The sequence below is a fragment of the Shouchella lonarensis genome (assembly GCF_900096965.1).
Classification (GTDB): Bacteria; Bacillota; Bacilli; order Bacillales; family Bacillaceae_D; genus Shouchella; species Shouchella lonarensis.
Genome location: NZ_FMYM01000007.1, coordinates 17,306 through 31,494, shown reverse-complemented (window position 1 = coordinate 31,494; position 14,189 = coordinate 17,306). Strand labels below are relative to the sequence as shown.

The window sequence follows — 14,189 nt, the reverse complement described above, 5'->3', positions numbered from 1 at the left end:
TCATGATTCCCCTTTCACTTTCAATTGGTTGATAACCTTATTCGCAACAAACGTAGCCATCTTTTGTTCCTGTTGTTGAAGAAAAAAATGATCTCCGTCAAACATTTGTACATCCACAGAAGCTGTTGTCAATTCACCCCAAGCGCGTAACTCTTCTTCTGTTAAGTGGTCCGTAGTTGCCCCGAAGATAGAAAATGGCACATTTAACTGCTGCTCTCCATGAAATGAGTACGTTTCAGACACTTTTACGTCTGCTCTTATCGCTGGAATCATCACTTGTAATAAATCATGGTTCGTCATGACCTCTTCGGGTAACCCACCAAACTGTTTCAATGCATTTAAAAATGCAATATCATCTCGAAACTGACTAATGCCCGTTTTCGGTGGTCGTTGCGGCGCTCTACTTGCTGCAACAAATAAATGCGCTGGGATCAAGTCTTTTTTTACTAACTGGCAACTCGTTTCAAACGCAACCAATGCGCCCATGCTATGACCTAACAAAGCTACAGGTACATCAAATAGAGGTGTTAACTCAGGTACAAGCTGTGCTGCGATTTCCTCGGCGCTTTCTAAACATGGTTCCTGAATCCGTACACCATGTCCTGGCAGTTCCACCAAAATGACTTCTCCTTCTGGTGCAACATGTTGCTGCCATTGCTTAAAAACATACGAACTTCCACCTGCATAATGGAAACAAACGAGTCGAAAACGTGGATTCGTCTGCTTATCAATTTTCAAAAAGCGTGGTTCGCCCGCTTGCATCTGATCAATCATTTGTAAAAGATCAGACCGTTTTTGATCCTTAACCGTTTGGTGCGCCGTCACTAATTGCGACAAGCCTTTTACTGTCGGCTTCTGAAAAAATTCGATGAGACCAATCTCGACACCAAATAAGTCTTTTACGAGCGACACCACTTTGGTTGCTTGCAAGGAATTTCCTCCCAAGTCAAAGAAGTTGTCTTCCGTCCCTGCACGTGGTAAGTCAAGTAAAAACGCAAATACCTCTTTTGCGATCTTTGCTTCTGTTTCCGAGACTGGTTCAGTAAATGCTTCATGAGATTCCAACACGGTTCCTTCTTGTTTCACTGAGAGCGCTTGTCTATCTAACTTGCCGTTTGGTGTCAGTGGGATTTCTTTTACCTGAACCCATTTTGTAGGAACCATATGTTTTGGCAAGTGTGCCTCTAAAAACGCTCGATAAGCAGTAGGATCCGGTTCAACGTGTGGATCAAGGATCACATATGCAGCAATATACTTATCGTCTTCCTTCGTTTGAATTACATCAACTGCTACCTCCAATATAGCTGGGTGATCTAGTAAAACCGACTCAATTTCTCCTAACTCAATTCGGAATCCGCGGATTTTTACTTGTCGGTCCGTTCTCCCTAATATCTCTAAATTCCCGTCCGGGAGCCACCTGACCAAGTCGCCAGTTCGGTACAAACGCGCACCAACTTGAAACGGGTGATCAATAAACCGCTCCGCTGTTTTGTCAGGTGCATTCAGATAACCGTCTGACAACCCCACACCTGAGATGCATAGTTCCCCAGGGGAGCCAATCGGTACTGGTTGCGCATGTTCATTCAACACGTATGCTTGATGATTTGCAATCGGTCTACCAATCGGCGGTGTTTTTGCCCACGATCCGCTACATTCAAACACGGTGACAGCGACAGTCGTTTCTGTCGGACCATATCCATTCATGAACCTTCTCGTTGGCGTTGCCCAATTTTCTACTAATTTCCCGGGAAACATTTCTCCTCCGACAGAAATTAACCGCAAATGAGGGAGCTTTTTAGCATCTAATAACGGCAATATGGCTGGTGGCAATTCTGCTACTGTCACTTGGCGCTGCATCATAAGGTCAGCTAATTGTTGCGGGATGCGCCGGTCCATGTCACTCGCAATCACAAGCTCTGCCCCATTGAGCAACGCAGAAAAGATATCAAACACCGATACGTCAAAACTTAAAGATGCAAATTGGAGAATGCGATCCTCTTTCGTCATCTCATAATTTTCCGTAATTGAATAAATAAAGTTCACAACCGAACGATGACAAATTGGCACGCCCTTTGGCTCTCCTGTACTCCCCGATGTGTAAATGATATATGCCCAATCAGTCGGGAGAATCTCTGTTGTCATCGGTTCAGTTAATGAAGATGCAATGTCATCCGCTTCCAAATCTAACGACACAATTGTGACCCCGTTGCTTTCTAAAGTAGGTAAAGTGCTTTCTGTCACTAAATACGTTACATGGGCATCATTGATCATATAATGTAACCGATCTTTAGGATAAGTCGGATCTAAAGGAACGTACGTCCCGCCAACGATGAGCGTGCTTAATACAGCCACAACCATATCTACAGAGCGTGGCAAATAAATTCCGATGCGGTCTCCTTTTGAAACACCCCTCGTTTGAAAGTAGTGCGCCAATTGCAATGCTTTCATCTCTACCTCACGATACGTCAATTGTTCATCTTCCATCGTCAGGGCGGGGCGATCCGCATATTGCTGTGCTGTTTTTAACCATTGCTGTACAAGGTGATTCGCTGGCACTTCTCTGTTGGGACCTACTGGCCACACCTCGGTCAACTGTTCATACGACACTTCATCTAATAAACAGCACGCAGATAATCGTTGGCTAGGGCTTGCCACTACCTTTTCAATGACAACCTCTAAACAACTTACTAATTGACGAATCGTATGTTCTGAGTAGCGAGTAGACCGATACTGGACAACCACTTCAGGCACAACACCTATACTGAAGGAAAAGCCGATATCCCAGAAAAATGTGTCAGGCATCCACGTTATTTTTTTTACCAAATTTGTTTGACAGACGACGCCTAAGGAGTCCTTTTTTATTTGGTCGCAAAGGCTCTTCAATTGCGCCATTTCAATCGTATCAGTGCACGCATCGTTCCATCCTTCATTTAATTGCACAAGCTTCTCTGAGAACGATCGGTCATTTGAGCAATTGGTTGGAAACAAAACGACTTTCTCTTCTTTTTGCACACTGAGCGCAACGTTTTCCTCTCCTGTCACATATACCAACATTGTCTGTAAACATGCTAGAAGAACTTGTGCGATCTCCACATTTTGTTGGCGAGCCCACGCTTGCATCTGCACAAAAGACGTGGCAGAAATCTCTTTCCGGAAGTCACGCAGCTGCATCTCGGTGCGCTCGTCCTTCACTTTATATACTTCTGGAATGTCTATTGCTGGCCACTGTTGTAAACGCTTGACCCATCGTTCCTGTGGAGAGGTTTGAGCCATTGCTTCTTTCATCCAATTTAATAAGCGTCCCCGCTTTTCTTCTGGTAACTTGACAATTTGATCCGATAAGAACATGGCAACTCCCCCTCTTTACAAATGATTGACGATTGAATGACGTGTCCGCATCTCGTTTGCATCCATCCATAAAGAAACGGGTGTCCCTAATCGTACTGCTTCAAAAGCCGCTAGTCGATAATATTTTTGAATTGGCGCACGCGCTGTTAGTCCGTATGCCCCGTGAAGATGAAGGCATTTTTTTGTTACTTGCAACACGAGTTCTCCGACACTCGCAAGCAGTTCGGTTGCGTATAGGACACGCTCGGTCAATGACGCGTCTGAATCATGGAGCCATGCTGTGTACGAGAGCTTTGTAGAAATTGCTTCTATCTCGCCATACATGTGTGCCAGTTGATTACTGACCACTTGATTCTCAATCAACCTTTTATCAAATTGCTTTCTCATATTTGCATATCTCACTGCTTCTTTATGTGCACCTTTTGCTAGTCCTAACAAGTAGGCAGACTGTCTCAAATAAAGACGACTAAATAGCTGCTGCCATTGCTCATCATGCGCTGCAACTTCCGCTAACAAATATTTTTGATCAATGATTGCTTCAAGCAAGTCCATTTCTTTTGCATCAACATCGGCAATGTTATGTCGCTCGCGCAAATTTTTAAAGCTGCCAGCAGGCATATAAGCAATGAGCCACATCTCATTTTGTTTTGCTGCTATTACCCATCCATCCATGTTAGGGGTGTGCATGAAGTGTCCACTTCCATGAAGCACGGGGGTTTTTTCTGTATGTTTCACTTGCATACGTGAGTCGGAAACAAGTTGAAAGCCTACTTTCGTTCGACCATCCATTGCAGAAGATAATAAATTACCATCCAGCGTTGGCTTCAACGTCTTCACAGCATCTATTGCTGTCATCCAATCGATACATAATGATGTGCAACCAAATGTACCTAATTCTTCACAGCCAGCAACTGTTGCCTTCATCCCAAAGCCGTATCCCCCCTGCTCGACTGGGACTTCAAACCCAAGCAACCCTTTTTGAATCAAATCCTCCCACTTACCATCTTGCTGCGTTTGACTTAAAGTGAAACGCATTGCCTTTTGCAATTCTTCCATTAGCGGATCAGCGACAAACTGCATCTTTTCACTTCCTTATTCTTTTGAAATTAGCACCAGTTGTGTGAGCGCTTCCATCATCATTTCCGAACTACCCGCAGAAATGGTTAATCCCGGGGCTTCTCGGTAAGCCGCTTCTAAACTTTCTTTTTCAGCATCACGTAATGTACTGGCAAATCCGCCTGTCTTCATCCCAAAATCGACGACCTCATTTGCTAACTCACTCGCATACCACTTTGAAATCAACGTCAACTTCTCATCAACTTCGCCACTTTCATCTAATTGACGCAACACACGATACGTCAACAAGCGCGCATTTTCAACTTTACTTGCTAATTTTGTTTGTTCTACACGGGCGATCTTACAATGAGTCTGAGAGAATTCAGGCAACAAATTCAACCAACGTAATGCACGTATATAATAATCTAAACCTGTTCGTTCAACTGCTAACGCTTTATTAATTAACGACCAACCGTGGTCTTTCTCTCCAATGATCTCTGCCTCAGTGACAGTGGCACCATTTAAAGTGACTTCATAAAAAGATTCGTCTCCCATACTTGGAATCGGACGAACATCCACTCCTTCACCAAATAAAGGAACCATAAAAAGCGTCATGCCATCATATTTAGATTTACCTGTAGTCGTACGTGCAGCACATAATCCATAATCACTTAAATGCGTCTTCATACTATAAACTTTCGTCCCATAAATGGCATAACGATGATCACCGAGTGGCTCCGCATACGTCTCAAGAGAACCTAAATCCGATCCTGCCTGCGGTTCAGTATATAGCACACTTGCATATGCCTCACCTTTCGCTAAAAGAGGTAAATACCGCTTTTTTTGTTGCTCGGTCGCTTCCAACCAAAGCAAATTCCCGACAATTTGAATGGAGATGACTTGAAGTGCTTCAGGTATCCCGTGTAAAGACATTTCTTCAGCTACAATTGCTGTCTCCATCCATGATTTCCCTAAACCGCCATATTGAGCAGACCAATTCGCTGCTAAATAGCCTCTCTTCCCCATTTCCTCGTAAATTTCTCGGGGATCATAGTCTTTGTTTTTTCTCACTTCGATCAATTTCTCTTGAATAGATTGACTGCTAAAAAAGTCTTTCAACTCTTGTCGAAAACACATCTGTTCCTCGCTGAATAGTACGCTCATTGATGATCTCCCCTGTTCAAATTACAGAATATCACACATAAACCTTTTATCCACGCTCGATTTGGGGACAACGTTGTCCAATTACACAAAATATGTCTATTACAAACGACCCATTCGAACAGTCAAATCTTTACGTTCTGTTCTTGTTCATTATCATAAACAGCAACATTCATTCCGTCAACAATAAAAAATAGTCACATTTCGACAATCATTTTTTAAGTTTTTGTTAATGTATTTTCAAAACGTATTCCTATCACGCTATCGCACTAATGAACAACTTTTTGAGCTGTCATAATAAAAGAAAATAGGTCGATATATGTAATAAGAATGACTGATGAATAGGTTATCATTCCGTTTCCAACAATAACAAGTAGTTGAATGAAAGATCCATTTATACAAAAAATGACCCTATCAATGCAAAAATATTGCACTTACATAGGATCATATTTCAGAACACACGCGACATTAATATACAACTCAAACCGTCATTGCTTGTAGGTCCCCAATTTGTAATAATACCCACTCAACTGCAATCCTTTTTTCTTGTTTCCCTGTTTTAATCGCATAATCGGTATCAGCAATGAGTGTTAATGCCTTTGCACAAACCTCGCGCGACATTGATTTTGCGTGCGGTATGGCTAACTTCACCACGTATGGATGCAACTTCAATTGTGAAGCAATATCTTTTTGTGTATACCCTTGCGCGAGTCGTATCTTCACTTGAAAAAAGATCCGAAACTGCCGCGCAAGCAACGTTAAAATGACGAGTGGTTCTTCTTTTTGTTTAAGCAGTTGTGCATATAGCGCAACCGCCTCACCCGTGCGACCATTTACGACATGTTCGACTAATGTAAAAACGCTTTGCTCAACCGTTTCAGCGACAAGTTCTGCGACTGTTCCCGATGTGATTGTGCCCGATTCACAAACATAAAGTGCACATTTTTTCAGTTCTTGGTCAAGCAACGTCAAGTTTGTACCGACACGTCGAAACAATTGTGAAATGGCTTCCGCTTCAATTTCCATGTCTTGTGTCTGTAATTGCTGTTGTATCCATGCATGTACACCTTGTTCTGACAGTGGGTTTACATTTTCAAGCGCAGCACCTTTTTTTAAGCACTTCGTTATCTTCTTTCGATCGTCTAATTTTTCATACGGCGCAATAAGTACAAGCGTCACTCCTGGCGTTGGGGAAGACATATACGCCTCAAACACTGATACATCATGCTCAAACGGTGTCGTCACTTTTTGACTTGTGACGATGTAAAAGTCATGAACAATGACAAGCTTTTTCTCTGCAAAGAAGGGTAACGTTCGTGCCTCCTCGACCACTTCATGCAGCGGCATATCTGCAAGCCGCAATGACACCACATTCATGCTGCTATCTTCACCTTGAAACAATACTTCGCGTACTGCTTGTAAAAATTGCTCCACTAAAAATGTTTCGGTTCCATGCAGCAAGTAGATGGGTTCTGGTCCCGTTTGTCTCATTTCTTTTAATAGCTTCATGATCTCTTCCCCTATTCGTTTATTTTTCTCTATCTGTCGTATACATTATGTAAAATAGTCCAAAGATTCATCAAGGGAGCACAAAATTTCAATCCACGCACCCAAGTAGGGTGCGACATCTCCAAGGTACAATTAAGATGGACAACAACAGGGATTTCAATCCACGCACCCAAGTAGGGTGCGACCGACAATTACACGAAAAAGCGATTGAAAGAGTAATTTCAATCCACGCACCCAAGTAGGGTGCGACGAAAATTATGTTTGGTCAGAAATCGAAAGACTGCTATTTCAATCCACGCACCCAAGTAGGGTGCGACTCCGATGTCCTTTGAAAAGAAATACGAGTGGCAAGATTTCAATCCACGCACCCAAGTAGGGTGCGACATGGCTTCTCTCGACCAAACTAAAATCGCTTACCATTTCAATCCACGCACCCAAGTAGGGTGCGACACAACAATTTTAGCTTGTCCCACCATTCAAACAAATTTCAATCCACGCACCCAAGTAGGGTGCGACGTACTTTTCAGTTGCATGTACTACTGCTATTGAAAGCATTTCAATCCACGCACCCAAGTAGGGTGCGACCAAAGGAGGGGCTTATAATGCCTTGGATAGATGATTTCAATCCACGCACCCAAGTAGGGTGCGACGATATGTTTGGTGGTCGAAATTGAGGAGATTACATATTTCAATCCACGCACCCAAGTAGGGTGCGACAAAATGGACAACTGGAAAAAATGATTAACTTGATATTTCAATCCACGCACCCAAGTAGGGTGCGACCTTTTTCTTCCCGTAGCATTTTAAGCCGTTGGACATTTCAATCCACGCACCCAAGTAGGGTGCGACGATCGTTTTGCCATTCGTTGTTACCTCCGTTATTTATTTCAATCCACGCACCCAAGTAGGGTGCGACCGTTGAGGATGTATTAAAAGAGGATGACACGAAGGATTTCAATCCACGCACCCAAGTAGGGTGCGACTGGCGCCAATAAAGAATGTATAGCTTTCGGATTGCATTTCAATCCACGCACCCAAGTAGGGTGCGACCGCGCCCGTTTCGGTACGTTTTAAAAATATTAAAAATTTCAATCCACGCACCCAAGTAGGGTGCGACAGCGATTTAGCCCTAAAAAAGCGCAATAAATACCTTTTTTTGGACTAAGACACTTTAAATGTCACGACATAACAGGAAAAATCTTGGTAACATCACTAAATTATCCACAAATACACCTATTTCGTGGTGCGAACCCCCCAGGGATTTCATGTGCACCTCGGGTTCGCACCAGAAATTGACTGCCCCTCCCAAACATGACGCCTGTATACATTCATTGTAACTTAACTCCTCGAATTAAAACAAGGGCGCACCATCAAGCGTGCGCCCTCGTTATACAGACATCTATAAATAAACGCTTTTAGCAAGATCCTAGGTGCTCTTTCTAAAAGCGGGATGCCTTGCTAACATCGTATGCAACGTGCACGATATTGTGCATTTGCAGATCATCTCTTTTCATTTGCGCATAATTGGGCTATACTATAAGTAATTGGCGTATTACATAACATAATGTTTTCAACGAAAGAAGGAGGAATGTGACATGAACGAATTTGAAAAAGACGTCCAGGATAAATCAAATGACTTTGTTCCATCTGTCCTTGGCTTTGTCGTCTCCTTTTCATTCTTTGCGCTTATTTTCATTATCGCCAACGTTGTCGACGTGGCAAGCTACTTTAAATAAAGAATGGATTGTACACCGCACCTTATCTGGTGCGGCTTTTTTTGTCTACAGATGAGAATTTGCTCTCAATCGCTACAATCGCGCGATCCCGCAGTTTAAGCACGACCATCCCGTGCTCATCTGTCCGGTATAGTGGAACGGCTGCTTCATGAAGGCGAGAAACCACTTCAGGATGTGGATGACCAAAACGGTTGTTCACACCTGCTGAGACGAGCGCAACTTTTGGGTTCACTTCGTTTAACCACGCTTCTGACGTCGATGTGCGGCTACCATGATGCGCAACTTTTAAAATTGTTGCTGTCAGATTCGGGAATTGTTCCAATATCACCCTTTCTCCTTCTTCTTCAATATCACCCGTGAACAGAAAAGATACCCCTTCAATCTTCATAAAAAGTACGACAGAACCATCATTCAATCCTAACTCAACATCAGAAGGCGGACCTAAAACATGCATGACTTGTCCGCTGGAAACGAGCTTATCTCCTTCTTGAACAAAGCGGACAGGAATACCTCGTTGCTGTATATCAGCAAATAATACTTGCTCCTTCTCCTGCTCATGTGCAACCGCCGGATAAACCACTTCACGAACATTCATCTCTGCAATCAGACCTTTCGCTCCACCCATATGATCATCATGTCCATGGGTTAACACCAATCGATCAACCGTTTTCACACCTTTCGCTTTCAGATATGCACTTACTTGATCCTTGCCCGTATCAAAAGAACGTTGCCGGCGTTGCCAATCCTCTTCGGAAAATGACATCGTCCCACCCGTATCAATGACGGTCACATGACGGCGAAAGGGCGCTTCAATGACAAAACTATCACCTTGTCCAACGTCGATCATCGTCATTTCTGCATTTGGGTTCATATAAGGCATCAACCATTTTATACTGATGACTAAGCATAGTGGTATGACAGAAAGCGACCACAAACGATGGCGCCTTTCCCATGACACGAGTAAAAAGTAGCTGGCACCATACATACAAACAAGCAGCAATGGATGAGGTTTGCCAAGAACGAATGTAAAGAGCGATGACTTTTGCAATGCAAAAACAACATGATGCACGTATGGCACAACTGATTCGAGCAAAAAAACGGCTATATTTGGAAGTGAAGGAAACAGAAAGAAAAGCACGACTGAGAGGATGGAGACTGGCAAAACAAACAAGGAGATAAAAGGAATATAAACGAGGTTTAAAAGTAAACTTAAAGCTGACCATTCAAAGAAGTTGTAGAAGATGAGTGGTAAACCAACCAATTGGGCGATTGTTGAAACAACAAAAAGACGTGCAAGACTACTTTTGTACCGTGTTTGAATCGTTTTGGCTGCAAATAAAAGGGTGAAAGAAACGATGAAAGAAAGTTGAAACCCTAATTGTAACAATTGATACGGGTCTATGAGTAAATACGCAAAGAAAATGGCCATAATACCGTATAACGGGTGCGTACGCAAGCGTAGACGGATGCACAAGAAGATAACGAATGCCATCGCAGACGCACGAACAACTGGTGGAGAAGCACCTGTTAACATTGCAAACACTGGCAGTAAACATAACATGAATGTTTGCGCCCGCTCACGTGTCACCCCGACACGCAACAAAAAAGCATACATGACTGCACTAATAAGTCCTACGTGCAATCCAGAAATGGCAAGTAAATGGATGATGCCTAGCTCAGCATAAGCATCGAGTAGCGCGCCTTCAATATAACGCCGCTCTCCAAACGTAAGTGCCAGTACCACCCCTTTCAGCTCACTGGGGAAATCTGCTACAATCGTCTCAATCATCATTGTCCGCCAAGATGCTAAAAGATACCGCCCCTTATCGAGCAGGTCACCCGACGCACACGTCATCGCTTGCGGTTCAACTTGCAATTGCCAATGGATTTTTTGCATATATAAATATGTGCGATAATCAAAAGCATAAAAATTACGTGCTTCATTCGGACGGATCAGCACACCTGTTGCCTCACAATGAGAACCAGGTAAATACAACGAAGAGAGGCGTTGCTGTTCCTTCTCCATAAGACGCATCCGCAACATAAGTCGCTCGCCTCCAGTTGTTTGCACGACCCCTTGCAAGCGATCACCATCGATATGAAATCGATCGCTCACCGTGAATGTAAAGTGCTCTTCTGTCCCCGTTAGCTTGCTCACATTATTGCGATCGTGCAACCACGTACTGCTCGTAAAAACAACATACACGAGGAGTAAACACATTGCAAGGTACAAACGTTTCCCTCGTGAACGCCAACATATGCCTATCACCACGATGAGAATAAAAACAATCGCGACATCGACACGTTGCTGTAAAACAATAAGAACGGCAGCCATCGAGACGAAAGCGGTTAGCATCCATATGTTCATGATGGTCACACTACCACTATTTTAACGACTGAAAATATAGCGCCTTCGTTTTCTCAGTATATGAGGAAAGCGTCTCTTCACTTGCACCAAGCGTCTCTAACTCTTGTAACAATGATGTTGCAAGCGTTAGCTTTTCTCGAAAGTGTTGATCAAGGACACACGGATCCCACTCAACAGCGTTACAAACGATCCCCGCCTCGGTGAATAGCGATTCTGCATAGGGATGATTTTTATAATCAGTTGCATAGTATACTTTTGCAATGCCCGCTTGAATGAGTGCTTTCGTACAATGGACACACGGGAAATGAGTAATATAGATTTCTGCTCCCTCTGTTGCTACCCCCAACTTTGCACATTGTAACAACGCATTCATTTCTGCATGCACCGTGCGAATACAATGACCATCTACAACGTAGCAACCTTTGTCTATACAATGATCGCTCCCGGAAACAGAACCATTATATCCACCGGCAATCACGCGTTTATCGCGCACGATCGTCGCGCCTACTTTTAAACGTGGGCACGTGCTCCGCCAAGCTAACAAATGACTTTGTGCCATAAAATAATGATCCCAAGAAATACGCTCCATCACTTTATATCTCCTTTCGACCTCTCCATGAAATTGTAAAAAAATATTGCAACTTCGTCAATGCACACGAATCTTGTCGATGATCACTTCTAATGATTTTGCGCCAATGCCACTTACATTTGTAAGCGCTTCTACCGATTCAAAGGGTCCGTGCTCCTCTCGGTAAGCAACAATGGCTTCAGCTCGTGCGGGGCCTATCCCTTGCAATGTCGTTAACTCATCAACTGTCGCTGTGTTCAAATTCAACGATTCCTCACCACTCACCTCCATGCCCGTTCCAATATTGGCATCCATCTCTTCTCCTTCTGTTGGCACATACACAACCATTTCATCATGAACGCGTAACGCTAAATTGATCGCCGTCTCCTTTGCGTCCTCTGTCAAACCACCTGCTTTGTCAAGCACTTCATGCACCCGACTCCCTTCATTCACTTCATACACACCAGGTGAGACAACCGCACCTTTTACATCAACGATCATGACATCATCCGTAGTCACTTGTTCTTTCACTTCTTGTTCCTCATCAAGTTCAAGCGCCTCCCAATGTACATCTGCATCTGCAGCACCGTCACGTGTAAACATATAAGCGGTCACCAACACAATGACGATGAGAAACCCGCCACCACCAATGAGCAACAACTGCCGATGTTGCATGTATTTTTTCATATCGACTCATCCTCCTGTCACCTTTAAAAATTCACTTCATCCCGAAAAAATTTTCTCTATAGTGAATGATGAAAGACACACCTTGCATACGTTTAATAAAGGAAAAAAGAAAAGGGGGGGATCCTATGAAGATCGGTTTTATTGGTACAGGTAGCATGGGTAGCATGCTAATTGAAACATTCCTTGCCTCAGGAACATTGAAAGAGGAAAACATTGTTATTACAAACAGAACGACAGAAAAGGCCTACGCTATACAAGATCGTTATCCCAATATAACTGTGACGAAACATATTGCCACTTGTATTGCCCAAAGTGACTGGTTATTTCTTTGTGTCAAACCAAAAGATATGCCAGGATTGTTCCAAAAGATGGCACCGCTCGTCCGAGCTGAACAACTTGCAATCTCGATCACGAGTCCCATTTCCACTGCCGCACTTGATAGTGCTTTACCGTGCAAAACATGCCGCGTCATCCCAACAATTTTGAACCGTGCCCAAGCGGGAGCGACGTTGATGAGTTTTGGTGAACGCTGCACAACGAGTGACAAACATGACGTATACACATTCATGTCAAAAATATCCACACCGCTCGTCATTGAAGAAAATATTACGCGTGTCTCTTCAGACATTATTAGTTGTGGTCCCGCCTTTTTTAGTTTTCTTGCACAACGATTAATTGAAGGCGCATGCAGCCAAACGCATATCTCAGAAGAGAAAGCGACTGCATTAACCACATCGATGTTAATTGGGCTTGGGAAATTACTTGAAGAAGGACATTACACATTGCCCGCACTACAAGAGCGGGTATGCGTGCCTGGTGGCATTACAGGGGAAGGGATTGCCGCGCTCAGTCAAGCGCTAGGAGATGGGTTTGACATACTATTTCAACGGACACATGAAAAATATGAGGAAGAGAAAAAGCATCTAACAGAAAGACTGACGTATCAGTGAAAGAAGACAAGGTTCCTCCTCCCTTGTCTTCTTTCTACATCCTCTGACAGAAATCCTGCTATTTTTTTATACATTTGAAAAAAAGTCGCTCACTATGTTCTGTCGGTGCTGCTTCTGTGAAATCGGCTGTCACGACTACCTCAGAAAAACCCGTTTCATAAAGCCACTGCTCATACTGAGATACGAGAAATGTCCGCTCTTCATGTACTTCCTCAAATCGAACATACATCCCCGTCTCGTCTTGAACAAAAAACGTCAGCTCATGCACGACGCTTAATGGCCCTTCATCTGCAAACGACTGCCAAATGTAAGAGACATCCTCACTCGCATCTGCAAAAGTGAGCCCAGGAAACTTTCTCATCTTCTCAGGCGAATGCACATCGAATAACAACACCCCACCCGGCTGTAATGACGCAAAAAATCGGGCAAATGCTTGTTTGACAGCATCTTCGTCTGGTAAATAATTAAGTGAGTCACAAAAGACCGTGATCACATCAAAATGACCTAAGGCTGGCAGCAAGCTCATGTTAGCTTCGTACAATTGCGGTTTGTATCCAGCACGAATTAGTTTATCATGTGCAATGGACAACATTTCAGGAGAGAGGTCGACACCAACAGGTTGCCAACCTTTTTCATGCATGAGTAACAACAACGCCCCGGTTCCACAACCGACGTCAAGGATCGTTTTCATTCGTCGTCCACTCTGCTCCTCCACTACCTTTTCAACAAGACGAAGCCAATCATCATACGGTACATGGCTCATAAGCCGATCATACCAAGCTGGAAAATACGTATAACTCAACGGA

At 43.5% G+C, this 14,189-nt stretch carries 10 protein-coding genes and 1 CRISPR repeat array; of the genes, 2 read left to right on the top strand and 8 right to left on the bottom strand.

Annotated features, from left to right (window positions below; genetic code table 11):
- The 4 genes from BLT29_RS08280 to holA all read right to left on the bottom strand — a co-directional run bounded on the left by BLT29_RS08280 (position 1) and on the right by holA (position 7,074).
- Positions 1-3,348 (bottom strand): amino acid adenylation domain-containing protein, encoded by a 3,348-nt coding sequence (locus tag BLT29_RS08280; RefSeq protein WP_090775855.1) that lies wholly within the window; start codon positions 3,346-3,348, stop codon positions 1-3.
- 15 nt (positions 3,349-3,363) lie between these two features.
- Positions 3,364-4,428, bottom strand: coding sequence for an acyl-CoA dehydrogenase family protein (locus BLT29_RS08275; protein ID WP_090775854.1), 1,065 nt, complete (start codon positions 4,426-4,428; stop codon positions 3,364-3,366).
- Between the two features lie 12 nt (positions 4,429-4,440).
- Positions 4,441-5,568 (bottom strand): acyl-CoA dehydrogenase family protein, encoded by a 1,128-nt coding sequence (locus BLT29_RS08270; RefSeq protein ID WP_090775853.1) that lies wholly within the window; start codon positions 5,566-5,568, stop codon positions 4,441-4,443.
- A 477-nt stretch (positions 5,569-6,045) separates the two neighbouring features.
- Entirely contained in the window at positions 6,046-7,074 is a 1,029-nt protein-coding gene (holA, locus tag BLT29_RS08265; protein WP_090775852.1) for a DNA polymerase III subunit delta, read from the bottom strand.
- 85 nt (positions 7,075-7,159) lie between these two features.
- A CRISPR array of direct repeats spans positions 7,160-8,191; the repeat unit is 32 nt; unit sequence ATTTCAATCCACGCACCCAAGTAGGGTGCGAC.
- Positions 8,192-8,669: 478 nt separating this feature from the next.
- Here holA and BLT29_RS08260 point away from each other — a divergent pair.
- The gene (locus BLT29_RS08260) at positions 8,670-8,810 is read left to right on the top strand and encodes a YqzM family protein (RefSeq protein WP_090775851.1); all 141 of its coding nucleotides are present in this window, start codon (positions 8,670-8,672) and stop codon (positions 8,808-8,810) included.
- Positions 8,811-8,832: 22 nt separating this feature from the next.
- On the opposite strand, the gene BLT29_RS08255 is transcribed toward BLT29_RS08260, so the two are convergent.
- The 3 genes from BLT29_RS08255 to BLT29_RS08245 are packed head-to-tail and all read right to left on the bottom strand — an operon-like array spanning position 8,833 to position 12,433.
- Positions 8,833-11,178, bottom strand: a complete 2,346-nt coding sequence (locus BLT29_RS08255) for a DNA internalization-related competence protein ComEC/Rec2 (protein WP_090775850.1) — start codon at positions 11,176-11,178, stop codon at positions 8,833-8,835.
- Between the two features lie 16 nt (positions 11,179-11,194).
- Positions 11,195-11,767, bottom strand: a complete 573-nt coding sequence (locus BLT29_RS08250; protein WP_090775849.1) for a ComE operon protein 2 — start codon at positions 11,765-11,767, stop codon at positions 11,195-11,197.
- Between the two features lie 57 nt (positions 11,768-11,824).
- The gene (locus tag BLT29_RS08245; RefSeq protein WP_245701176.1) at positions 11,825-12,433 is read right to left on the bottom strand and encodes a helix-hairpin-helix domain-containing protein; all 609 of its coding nucleotides are present in this window, start codon (positions 12,431-12,433) and stop codon (positions 11,825-11,827) included.
- A 125-nt stretch (positions 12,434-12,558) separates the two neighbouring features.
- Here BLT29_RS08245 and comER point away from each other — a divergent pair, with 125 nt between their 5' ends.
- Entirely contained in the window at positions 12,559-13,383 is an 825-nt protein-coding gene (gene comER / locus BLT29_RS08240) for a late competence protein ComER (protein ID WP_090775848.1), read from the top strand.
- A gap of 58 nt (positions 13,384-13,441) precedes the next feature.
- Here the strand turns inward: comER and BLT29_RS08235 are convergent, their stop codons facing one another.
- Positions 13,442-14,185: a class I SAM-dependent DNA methyltransferase gene (locus BLT29_RS08235; protein ID WP_245701174.1), complete on the bottom strand. Its 744-nt coding sequence runs from the start codon at positions 14,183-14,185 to the stop codon at positions 13,442-13,444.
- Between the last annotated feature and the right edge of the window lie 4 nt (positions 14,186-14,189).

Excerpts from the sequence above, each read along its gene's own strand:
- BLT29_RS08250 (WP_090775849.1), bottom strand. The coding sequence starts at position 11,767 with ATGGAGCGTATTTCTTGGGATCATTATTTTATGGCACAAAGTCATTTG.
- comER (WP_090775848.1), top strand. The coding sequence starts at position 12,559 with ATGAAGATCGGTTTTATTGGTACAGGTAGCATGGGTAGCATGCTAATT.
- BLT29_RS08260 (WP_090775851.1), top strand. The coding sequence starts at position 8,670 with ATGAACGAATTTGAAAAAGACGTCCAGGATAAATCAAATGACTTTGTT.
- BLT29_RS08245 (WP_245701176.1), bottom strand. The coding sequence starts at position 12,433 with ATGAAAAAATACATGCAACATCGGCAGTTGTTGCTCATTGGTGGTGGC.
- holA (WP_090775852.1), bottom strand. The coding sequence starts at position 7,074 with ATGAAGCTATTAAAAGAAATGAGACAAACGGGACCAGAACCCATCTAC.
- BLT29_RS08270 (WP_090775853.1), bottom strand. The coding sequence starts at position 5,568 with ATGAGCGTACTATTCAGCGAGGAACAGATGTGTTTTCGACAAGAGTTG.
- BLT29_RS08280 (WP_090775855.1), bottom strand. The coding sequence starts at position 3,348 with ATGTTCTTATCGGATCAAATTGTCAAGTTACCAGAAGAAAAGCGGGGA.
- BLT29_RS08255 (WP_090775850.1), bottom strand. The coding sequence starts at position 11,178 with ATGAACATATGGATGCTAACCGCTTTCGTCTCGATGGCTGCCGTTCTT.
- BLT29_RS08275 (WP_090775854.1), bottom strand. The coding sequence starts at position 4,428 with ATGCAGTTTGTCGCTGATCCGCTAATGGAAGAATTGCAAAAGGCAATG.